At 41.6% G+C, this 12629-nt stretch carries 2 protein-coding genes; both read right to left on the reverse strand.

Features of this window, described 5'->3' with window-relative positions:
• Positions 1 to 29 precede the first annotated feature (29 nt).
• Positions 30 to 6824 (reverse strand): type I polyketide synthase, encoded by a 6795-nt coding sequence (locus tag J7529_RS04130; RefSeq protein WP_318727946.1) that lies wholly within the window; start codon positions 6822 to 6824, stop codon positions 30 to 32.
• Between the two features lie 5 nt (positions 6825 to 6829).
• A complete protein-coding gene (locus J7529_RS04135) occupies positions 6830 to 12604 on the reverse strand; it encodes a type I polyketide synthase (protein WP_318727947.1) in 5775 nt (1924 codons plus the stop codon).
• Positions 12605 to 12629 lie beyond the last annotated feature (25 nt).

A 12629-nucleotide genomic window follows, 5' to 3' on the forward strand; every position in this document is an offset into this window, starting at 1 on the left:
TTAATTAAAAATAAGCAACTTTATCTAATTTACTGTAAAAGTTGATCGAGTTCCCCAATCGCTTCGTCAACCGCCATATCAATTTCCTCTTCAGAAAGCTGATGGATTTCAGTAAGCATATTTTCTGGAGATTCTATCTCTAAACAATCCTTATCTAATGGTGTTTCAGATGGTGATTTCTCCTCATCTAATGATAGAATTATTGCTTCTTCCAGGTGATCGGTTAGTGCCTGAAGATTCGGATAATCAAAAGCTAGAGAAGACGGCAGTGAACATTCTAAACTGGTCTGCAACTTATTCCTTAATTCAACAGAAGTCAAAGAATCCATACCTAAATCAAAAAATCCAGTCTCTAATGAAATAGATTCAGGATGATTGATCCCTAAAACTAGAGCAAATTGACGGCGGACATGAGCGACTAATAACGAGCGACGTTCGTTAGGTGCTGTTGCCTTCAACTTTAACAGAAACTCTGACTGAGATATTTCAGAAGTTGTTGGGTTGGTTGCTTGCCAATCTACCAAAAAAGGCCATTCGGCGACTCTTTCCTGCCAAGCTGACCACTGAATCGGTAGCACTCCTACTTCTATCTCCGAACCACTCATCAGTAGCTCTAGCGACTCTAGCACCTGAGTTGGAGATATCACCCCCATTCCCTGCTTCTGTAGATTGACCTCCAAACCGGGTTCTGCAACCTCTTCCACTTGAGAAAAAGAACCCCAATGAATGCTTAATCCTGGTAATCCCATCGCACGGCGATAATGGGCTAAACCATCAAGAAATCCACTGGCTACAGCATGATTTCCTTGACCGGGTGAACCCAACAGAGATGCAACGGAAGAAAACAATATAAAAAAGTCCAACTGTTGGTTTTGAGTCAATTGATGCAAATGCCAAGCACCTTTGACTTGGGATGCCATTACTTGCTCAAAGCTAGATCCACTCTGGTGTTGTAGAACTTCATCCGACAACAGTTCAGCCGAATGGATTACTCCTGTTAGTGGTCTGTTTGACTGCTCAATTTTGTGCAGCACTCTGCTCATTGATTCGAGATCCGATACATCGGCTTGTTCCAGTACTACAGAAACTCCAGCCCTTTCTAACTCAGTTATTTTTTGACGGTTAGTATCATCTAGTGAACCGCATCCGAACAACACCAAATGCTTGGCTCCTTTATCTACCATCCAACGAGCCACCAATAAACCTAAATCTCCCATGCCTTCTGTAATCAAATAGGTAGCATCCTCATGGAAACATAAAGGCTTTTGAGTCGTAGCATCAGCTTGCTGACGACGACTAGCCACCAATCGAGGCACATAACGCTCACCTGCGCGCCATGCTACCTGGTCTTCCCTATCCTCCGACCAGATTTCCTGGAATAGTGCCTCAGCTTGAGTTTCTATCGTCTGCTGTGGGTCTAAATCTATGCACACACACTTTAGATCGGGATATTCTAAGCGAATCACTTTCCCCATGCCCCACAGTGAAGATTGGGCTACTCCTGGTATGACTGGATTATTTAACGGTACGGGTTGAGAACCATTGGTCACTAACCATAACCGAGGCGATCGAGATAATTTGACTTTGACTAAGGCTTGTACCAAAGATAAGGTCGTACCACACCCAAGCTTCGATAAATTTTCTAATTCCTCAGCGCTCAGATTTTTATCGACCCCTGCTTCAGTTGTCCAACATTGTACGACTCCCGATAACCAGGGGGATTGGGTCGCAACAGCTTCTATCAGTTGCTCAAATTCTTCTGGATTATGAGGATTAATAATAAATTCTTCCGGGGCAAGCTGTTGGTAATTCTCTCCTGCAAATACTAACGTACAAACCTCTCCTGCTTCGTGGAGTTGACTAGCCACCTGTTGAGCAATTCCTTTTTGGTCTGCTAATATCAACCAGCCCTTCGGTGTCAATGATGTTGACTCTAAGGTAATTGGAGCTGCTTGGGCGACAATGACCCCTTGTTGAGCAAATACTTCTGCCATATTCTCAACTTCCGGTAGAGTCACAACTTGAGTAAAACCGGTTTCACTCAAAACTTTTTTCCACTGCTGGCGACTCAATAGAGGGTAGTCAGATCGTAAGTCATAATCAGTGAACTTCCACCATCCTTCTAATAGCCCAAAGATTAAATCTGAAAACCGAGATCGTGTTGTTGTTTCATACAAGACCAACATTCCCCCTGGTGCTAACAGTTGTCGCACATGGGATAAGGTCTGCTTCATATTGGTGGTAGCATGAAGGACATTAGCCGCAATAATGACATCATACTGATGAGGTGTAAATCCTTGGCTGGTTGGGTCTACCTCAATATCTAAAGTTTGATAGCTGATGAATCGATAATCCTTGAATTGCTCTTGAGCTTTAGTGGTGAATAAAGCTCCAATATCCGTGAATATATATTCCGTTTGGTTAGGGTTGAGATGGGGCAAAATATAACGGGTAGTCCCTCCTGTTCCCGCTCCGATTTCCAATAACCGTATACCTCGGCTCGGTGGTAACTTCTCAATGGCTTGAGTGATAGTTTTTTGCACTATCACGTTCATCACTTTGGTTACTTGTGAGTCTTGATAGAATTGGGTGGCTGTGGTCAAATCTCCTTTAGGAAACACCAGTTCTACCGGATCTATTGCTCCTCGTAGCACAACTGCTAGTTGAGAGGCACAACGGTCTAATAGGGTTAATCCAGCTACTTCTTCTGGATATTGATTCAGTAAACTTTGGCTTTTTTGGGTCGGGTCAACTCTCTCTAAGGTTTGTTGCACCTCCCACTGTTGTTGATTCGGCTGGAGTATTCCTACTTCTGCTAGGATTTGTAGCAAACGCCCGAATAACTGTCGCTGACTCGGAACTATACCTAAACGTTGGACTGCTGCCTCTAACTCGAAGCTCTCTGTTGGTTTATATGACCAACCCATTGATAGCAAGGCTTGCACGATATAATCTACACTTAATGCGTCTACCTTCCTTTGGATTTCTGAGGTAGACGTATTATCTATCTGGGTGACTAATTCTTGCAGGCTGGGAGTTGATTTTTCAGAAACTTCTACGGGAGCAAGCAAAAAGTCAGGAGGTAACAACCTGCCTAAAAGACCTTTGGTTCTCCATTCGACTTCATACAAGCAATTGGTTATTGATTCTCCTTCTGTTCCCAGTAAAGTCTGTTTACTGGCCACTTTTATCTGTAAGCCTTTGACTGTAGCAATGATTGCTCCTTCTGGACTCAGTAGTGTCACTTGAGTGGTTACATTTTCTTGACCTTCTACTCCAGTCGCGATCGCGGATGCGTAAGCCCAAAGAGAAAGCCCTGGACGACTATACACTTTGAACTGCTCTAACCCTACTGTCAGATACGTTTTATCGCTGTCTACTTCTGGCCATATATGACCGATTAACTGCAACGCTGCATCTAATAATGCGGGATGGAAGTGATAGTCTATTGTTTCTGCTATCAATTCTTCAGGTAACTTAATCTGAGCCAAGGCTTTATTTTTACCAGACCATAACTCGCAGATGCCTTGGAAACTGCTACCATAATCAAGCCCGAATTGCCGAGATTGTTGATAATGTTGTTTTACTTCTATGGGTTGACTACACTCTGCTTTGTATTTTTCTAGATCGACTTGGGTTGGAGTTATATCGGTTTGTGCAGTTCGGATTTTTCCTGTGGCATGGAGTATCCAGTTCTGTTCCTCTTGGTTTTTTTGTTGAGAAAATATTTGGAATTGGTAGCTTTTATTTTCTAATGGGGTGAGGATGGTTTGGGCATTTATCAACTCTCCTGCTGGTAGTATCCACCCTTTACTGATAGTTAAGTCTTCTATTATTATATGAGATTTTTTTAATTGGTAACTTCCTGCTGCTCTTGCTATTTCTAGGTAGCCTGTTGCAGGAAACACTGCTTGATTAAATATTCGGTGGTGGCTCAGGTAATTGGGTGAATCTTCTCCTATTTGTGAGGAAAATATGTGTTGTTCGCTTGCACAATTTAGCTTCTGACCTAATAGTGGATGGAAGTTTTGGTCTGTTGACAATTGTTGTTTAGACCAGAAGTTGACGTTATGGTTGGTTTCTATCCAACATCTTTCTCGTTGGAATGGATAGGTAGGTAAGGCTACTTTCTGACGACTATAGTCTGAGTCAAATCCTGACCAATCTATTTTTACTCCTTTGACATACAATTGTCCTAGACTTGATAGCATTTGTTGCCATTCATCTACTCCTGGACGCAATGAGGGTAACCATTCTCCTACATCTTCTGTTACACATTGCCTTCCCATTCCTAACAATATGGGTTTAGGGCCGATTTCCAGAAACGCTTCATATCCTTGCTCTTCTAGCGTTTTCATACTTTGGGCAAATCTTACCGGTTGACGCACATGAGCTACCCAATACTGAGCCGTGGTTATTTCTGTTCCTACTTCAGTACCCGTTACGTTTGATATCAGTGGTATTTTGGGTGGGTTATAGCTGATTTCTTTCGCTACTGCTTCAAATTCTGTTAACATCGGTTCCATCAATGGGGAATGGAAAGCATGGGAGACTTGTAGTTGCTTTGTCTTGATTCCAACTCCTTCAAAGACACTACAAATCTTAGCTATAGCTGCACTCTCACCTGAAATGACTGTACTTTCTGGCCCGTTAACTGCTGCTATTGTTACTTGGGAATTATCTGCTTGTATGGCTTCTGTTACCTGAGATTCTGATGCCATTACTGATACCATCTGGCCACCAGATGGCAACTGTTGCATCAGTTTCCCTCTCATGGCTATTAGTTTGAGACCATCTTCTAGGCTAAATGCTCCTGCTACTGTTGCTGCTACATATTCTCCTACACTATGACCCATAACTACATCGGGTTGGACTCCCCATGATTCCCATAATTTGCAGAGGGCGTATTCTATGGCAAATAGAGCGGGTTGGGTATAAGCGGTTTGATCTAATAGATCAGAACTTGATGGTTTCGTTTCTTTAGGGTAGATAATGTCTAATAGAGGGACTTCTAGATACGGTTGTAAAATTCGATCGCATTCCTCTAAAGCTTGACGGAAAGTCGGTGCTTGTTCGTATAGTTGCCTTCCCATATTCACATACTGGGAACCTTGACCTGTAAATAGGAATGCTATTTTGGGTTCTTCACTATTGGGTTGTCCTGAAAATACTCCTACTAATTGTTTCTGAGTTTTCCACCCCAGCAATTTCACTCTTAATTCCGTCAGCTCAGAAGCAATAACCCCTAGTCGATAATTAAAATGCGCTCTGCCTGTAGAGGCGGTATAACATACATCTGCTAGTACTACATCAGGATTAGTTTCTAGATAACTTTGATAGCTATTGACTAAATCATCTAGAGCCTTTTCTGTTTTAGCTGAGAGAGTTAATAGATGAATTGGACGTTCAATAACATTTTGAGTTTTGACTTGAGAAGGTGCTTCTTCTATAATTACATGAGCATTGGTTCCACCCATACCAAAAGAACTAACTCCTGCTAGTCTTGGTTTTCCCTCGCAAGACCAAGGCATTAATGAAGTTGGAATTTTGATGGGTAATCGATCCCAATCTACATAAGGGTTAGGTTTTTGAAAATGTAGATGAGGAGGAATTTCCTGATGTTGAAGCGCTAAAATCACCTTCATCAAAGAGGAGGCACCGGCTGCTGCTTCTAGATGACCAATATTAGTTTTTACCGATCCCACAATTAAAGGCCGATCTGCTGGACGGTTTTTACAGTATACTTCTGCCAGAGCTTCTATTTCAATGGGGTCTCCTAAAGACGTTCCTGTACCGTGAGCCTCCAAATAGCTAATTTGATGAGGTTCTAACTTTGCATTTGCCAATGCTTGTTGAATTACCTTTCTCTGAGCCATTTTATTGGGAACTGTCATACCACTACTTGGCCCATCGTGATTAACAGCAGAACCTCGAATAAGGGCTAAGATGGAGTCTCCATCAGAAATAGCATCGGACAAACGTTTTAAAACTAGGACACCACATCCTTCTCCTTGACCATAACCATTTGCAGCAGCATCAAAAGTTTTGCAACGACCATCTGGAGATAGGGCTTTCAGTTGGCAACGCCCAATGGTACTAATGGGTGATAAGATTAAATTAACTCCACCGACTAAGGCTAAGTTAGATTCTCCTGAACGTAAGTTCTGACAAGCCAGATGGGTAGCAACTAAAGAACTTGAACAAGCTGTATCGACCTGTATATTAGCCCCCTGCAAACCCAAGAGATGAGAAATACGACCTACACCAACACTTCTATTATTGCCAACACTTATATTATTGCCAATTTGATTTTGGTTCATTAGACTTACAGCAGAATAGTCATCTGTAGAGATTCCCATGAACACACTGGTTTGGCTATCCTTAAGGTTTTCCCATGTTTGTCCAGAATTTTCTAATGCTTCCCATGTTACTTCTAAGAGTAGTCTGTATTGAGGATCTAAAATAATTGCCTCTTTAGGAGCAATGCCAAAAAATAAGGGGTCAAATTGGTCTACTTGCTCAATAAACCCACCTTCCTTAGTATAGGCTTTCCCTGAAACTTCGGGGTTGGAATCGTAATAAGTATTCACATCCCAACGCTCAGGAGGGACTGGTGTAATGGCATCTATACCATTATGCAATATGTTCAAGTATGTTGATGGGTCGTTAGCTCCTCCAGGAAATCGACAGGCCATCCCAACAATTGCAATCGGTTCGGTTTGGGCTTTGTTTACAGCATCGAGCCTACTCCGCATTTCTTGGAGGGCTTTGAGGACTTGTTTAGATGAGAACTTTTGTTCAGTTGTTTGAGAAATTTTGTTCATTTTAGTTAGTTCCCTTCATCTAGAATAGTAAAAATCTCCTTTAACTCTTGTGCTATTGTGTCCTCAATTTCTGTTTCTGATTGAGTTTCTTGAGACTCAACTATGTTGGGATGCCGTATCTTTTTCTTCTCACCGCTCTCTATTTCTGTGTTTTGCTCATCTGGGAGCAGCTCATCGATTAGGTATTTAGCCAGGTTTTGAATATTGGAAGCCTCAAACAATGTGGCGGCACTAATTGAACTACCCAGACTATGACTCAAAATACTTCTCAGCTCAACTGCCATCAATGAATCCATACCCATATCAAAGAATCCTGATTGTGTATTGGGAAGTTGGGATGGAGAAAATCTTAGTAATTCACCAATTTTAATTTGAAGGTAATCAACCATCCGCTGGTAGCGTTTCTTTTCTGGAACTAATGCTAGTTCTCCTAAAAATTCTGCGCTCGCGTTTTTGACCTCTGTTGCTTCTGAAGCTAGTGAAATTTCCGACAGAAATACTCCTTTCCCTCCTAGCTCATAGAGTTCCTTAAATACATCCCAATTGATATCTGCAACTACGGTTTGAGCATTATTGCTGGCTAATACCTTCTCCAAAGCGGCGATCGCTTTTTCTGGCTCTAGAGGTCTGACTCCCGTTTGCTTTAACCAGTCCATCGCTTCCCCTGTTGCCATTCCACCTCCTGACCAAGGCCCCCAATTTATACTATAGGTTGCTAATCCCATCGATTGCCGATAAGCCGTTAATCCATCCAGAAAATGGTTGGCTGCTGCATAGTGCGCTTGACCTTTAGAACCCCATACTGATGCAATAGAAGAGAAATTCACAAAAAACTCTAGCTCTAGCTTCTGAGTTAATTGATGTAGCACCCATCCTCCTACTACTTTAGGACGTAGAATAGCTTCGAGTTCTGACCATTCTAACTCCTGAATTAGCTCCGATCCGATCACTCCTGCGGCATGAATGACTCCTTTGAGAGGGGGTAGGCTTTCTTGTATTTGCTTAAAGGCTTTCTCCATCTCTAGTTCCACAGAAACATCGGCTTGAGTTACCACCACCTCTACTCCTTGCTTCTGTAAACTCTCAATCCTCAGTTGTGCTTGTTCTGATGGTTCAGAGCGACTGATTAATACTAGATGTTGACATCCCTTATCTACCAACCATTGAGCTATCTTCAATCCTAAGGCTCCTGTTCCCCCAGTAATTAAATAACTTCCTTCCTCACTCAAGGATACGGGTTGAGATTCGGCTAAGAGTTGTCTTTCTAAACGAGCTACATAGATCTGTGCCTTCCGAATGGCTAGTTGCTCTTCTTCTTGCTCTTCTTCTAGTAGCTGTAGGAGTCTTTCTGCTTCATTTGTGGACGATTCCTGCTCTAAGTCTATTAATCCTCCCCATAATTGAGGATGTTCCAGAGATATGACTTTTCCTAGTCCCCAAAGGGGGGTTTGAGCTATTTCTACTGCTTCTGAAGGGAGTACAGACTGGGAACCTTTGGTCATTAGCCATAATTTAGGTGAGACTGAGTCCGAGTTCAGATGTTTTTCTATGGCTTGAACGAGGTGCAATACACTACCACAACCCGACTTTTGTGCTGACTCTAAAGCTGACTGAGTGAGGTGTTGAGAAGGTGTAGAGTCCAGACTCCATAAGTGAATGATTCTTGGACTTTCTCCAATAGTTGCCTTTATATCTTGGCAAAAACGCTTAAAGTCTTCTGGATGAGATGGGTTTAGCTCCCAACTTCCAGTTTCTGTGTGCTGGTAGGTTTCCCCGATAAATACCATGAAAGAGCGATCGCCTCTTTGCTCTAAAAGGTTGTGCAGTTTTTCACCGACACCCTCTCTATCGCTGAATATGATCCAAGTTCCTGGTTGTAGTGTTTTTCTCTGCTGCTGTCGAGGGCCGGCTTTTTGCCATTCTACTGTATAGAACAGTTTTTGTAGTGAGACATCAGAGTAATGTAGGGGATTGTGTAGAATTTCTTGGTTCCACTGGTAAATTTCCTCTACTGATAACTGGTCTTGTTTTTGGGCTGTCATGACTACATAGCTGACGAGCTGCTTACGCAACATCTTGTAGAGGTTGTCATAGGATTGCAACCCTATTCTGGCGTTTTCGTTTAAATTATTGCTTTTACATATATAGTTGAAATTCTCTGTGAAATTTACATCGTCTAGTCCATTGGCAATTTCGTGACTAATATCTACATACTGTATTATCTTTAGATGGTTTTTTGACAGCAAATCCAACCATTCTGGTTGAGTGATTAGATAGGATGAGTGCGCATCATAATCAATACTAAATGAGGCGTTGGAGATAAAATCTGCAAAGACTAAATGGCCTTCACTATTTAGGTGATTTCGGATATTCCAAAATAGTTCTTCTTTCTTTTTGATGTGACAAATGACTTCAAATCCATAGATCAGATCGTAATGATCGGGAAACTCATCCTGAGAACTATCTCCATTGATAATTTTTATCTGCTGTTCCAGATCAAATTGATTAATTCTTTGATTTCCCAATTCTACTTGTCGATCTGATATTGTATAGCCACAAAGCTCTAAGTGATCATACTTCTGGCCTAGGGTTATTAAATCTGTACCATGGCCACAACCGATATCTAGAACTTTCTGACACGCAGAAAAGTCAACTTTCTGCCAACCTATATTTCTAATCTCTTCCTGGGCTATTAATGCTAATTGTTGGTATCTTTCTTGTGTGTTGGATTTATGGGATAATAGAATCCATGAAAATCCTCTAATAACCCCCGGCAAAGGAACATAGTTCAAAATTGCCTGTTCATGAACATAAGAAGTTAACTCATCATAAAAGTCACCAACTATATAATCCTGATTTTGCAGAGATTTTTGATACCTGGCAGTCAAAATCTCTAACAACTTAGGTAATAATGTTTGTTCATCTTCTGTTAACTCTTCAGATAACTTCAGTTCTTGAGTTAATCCTTCTGTATCTCCTTGTCTCAGCAGTTTAAGAACTAAATTTGAACTTTGATTTGTAGTCTTCTGATCTTGATTGTCAGGAGTTTCCACCCAATAACGCTGCCATTGGAATGGATAGGTAGGTAATACTACTTTCTGACGACTATAGTCTGAGTCAAACCCTGACCAATCTATTGTTACTCCTTTCACATATAATTGCCCTAAGCTTGATAGCATTTGTTGCCACTCATCTTTCAAAAGCGCAGCATCCTCTGATTTATCCCTTTCTAAGGAAGACTGGAGGGGGATTTGATTCGGACGCAATGAGGGCAACCATTCTCCCATGTTTTCTCTGACACATTGTCTTCCCATTCCTAACAATATGGGTTTGGGTCCAATTTCCAGGAAGGTTTCATATCCTTGCTCTTCCAGAGTTTTCATACTCTGAGCAAATCTTACGGGTTGACGCACATGAGCTACCCAATATTCAGCAGTGGTTATTTCTGCACCTACTTGAGTCCCAGTTACATTTGAGATTAGTGGTATTTGGGGTTCATTATAAGTTATCTCTTTAGCCACTGTTTCAAATTCTGTTAACATTGGTTCCATCAATGGCGAATGGAAGGCATGGGACACCTGTAACTGTTTGGTCTTAATTCCCAGATTTTTGAAGATATCACAAATAGTTGCTATAGCTCCACTGTCACCAGAAATTACTATACTTTCTGGTCCGTTAACTGCTGCTATTGTCACTTGAGAAGTATATTCTTTTATGGCCTCTTTTACCTGAGATTCTGATGCCATTACAGATACCATCTCACCACCAGAGGGTAGCTTTTGCATTAACTGTCCCCGCATGGCTATTAGTTTGAGACCGTCTTCTAGGCTGAATACTCCAGCAATACAAGCTGCTACATATTCTCCGACGCTGTGACCCATGACACCATTGGGTTTGATTCCCCATGAATCCCATAACTTGAAGAGGGCGTATTCCAAAGCAAATAGGGCAGGTTGGGTATAAGCTGTTTGGTCTAAAAGACTTGATTTTTGTGCATCTTTGGGGTAAATAATTTCTAATATGGATGTCTCCAAATAGGGTTGAAGAATTTGGTCACATTGCTCTAAAGCTTGACGGAAAGTCGGTGCTTTTTTATAGAGTTGCCTTCCCATGTTGATATATTGGGAACCTTGACCTGTAAATAGAAATGCAATTTTTATGATCTTACTATTGGGTAACTCTCCATAAAATCGTTCTATTCCGTGTTCTTTTCGTTGGTAAGATTTGATTTTTTCTAGTAATTCTTGCTCGGTTGCTGCAATAGTAGCTAGACGATGATTGAAGTGTTTACGTCCTGTATTTGCAGTATAGCAAATGTCTGCAATTTCTAATTCTTGATGAGTTTCTATAGTGTTTTGATAACGGGCTACCAGTTGTTCTAGTGCTTCTGGAGTTTTGGCTGAGAGGGTTAAACAATGAACCGGACGTTCTGGGGAATTTTCTTTCTTAATTGGTTCTGGAGCTTCTTCCAAGATTACATGAGCGTTAGTTCCTCCAATACCAAAGGAACTAACCCCTGCTCTACGAGGAGTTCCATTGGTTTTCCACTCAGAAAGAGTGGTATTAACATAGAGTGGACTATTCGCAAAATCTATTTTAGGGTTGGGTTGTTCAAAATGTAGCGTTGGTGGTAGCAATTTGTGTTTGAGAGCTAAAACGGTTTTGATCAGTCCGGCTACTCCTGCGGCTGCATCTAAATGACCCATATTGCTTTTTAGGGAACCAATGGCACAGAAACCTTTCTTGTCTGTACTATACCTAAAAGCCTGGGTCAGAGCTGCAATTTCTACTGGATCTCCCAGCTCTGTCCCTGTGCCATGAGCTTCTATGTATGAGATGGTTTCTGGATCTACTCCAGCAACAGCATGAGCCTCTGAAATAACTGCTGCTTGACCTTCTATGCTAGGTGCGGTGTAGCCGACTTTTAAGGAGCCATCGTTATTAATTGACGATCCTTTGATTATGGCCTGGATAGAATCTCCGTCGGCGATCGCCTCATTAAGGCGCTTGAGAAGTATAATGCCCACACCATCACCGGGTATTGTACCTTTGGCTTTCGCATCAAATGTTCGACAGTGCCCATCAGGAGAGAAGATCATCCCCTCTCGATATAAATGTCCAGCTTTCTGCGGAACCTGGATAGAGACACCACCAGCAAGAGCGAGATCGCATTCCCCATTGAGCAAGCTTTGACAAGCCATGTGGACTGCAACCAATGAAGTTGAGCAAGCTGTTTGAACGTTGATTGCAGGGCCTCTTAAATTTAGCTTGTAAGCGACACGAGTGGCCAGGAAATCCTTATCACTGTTAATCATTAACTGATAAGAGTTTGATGGATTATTAGAATCGTGGTTTGGATAAAGATTCTTTAATAAGTAGTGGTTCATGCCAATACCAGCATAAACTCCAATTAAACCTTCATAGGTCTCTGGATTGTAACCTCCCCTTTCTATCGTTTCCCAAGCACATTCAAGAAACAAACGCTGTTGCGGGTCTATGTATTCAGCTTCCTTGCGACTGTAGCTAAAGAAATTAGCATCAAACATATCGATGTCTGACATCATAGCACGAGCTTTTACATAGTTAGGATCGTCGAGTAATTCAGCTTTAATACCAGACTTTAGTAATTCTTGATCTGAGAAAAAAGAAATAGATTCAACACCATCCTTAAGATTCTGCCAAAATTGATTGAGGTCTTGAGCTTTTGGAAAACGACCGGACAGGGCAATAATGGCTATACCTAGATCATCTACTGAATTGGCTTCATCTTGTAGATTCATTTCTGGCTCCTCACTTGTCTTACTA

It is taken from the genome of Roseofilum sp. Guam (assembly GCF_017746735.1).
Classification (GTDB): Bacteria; Cyanobacteriota; Cyanobacteriia; order Cyanobacteriales; family Desertifilaceae; genus Roseofilum; species Roseofilum reptotaenium.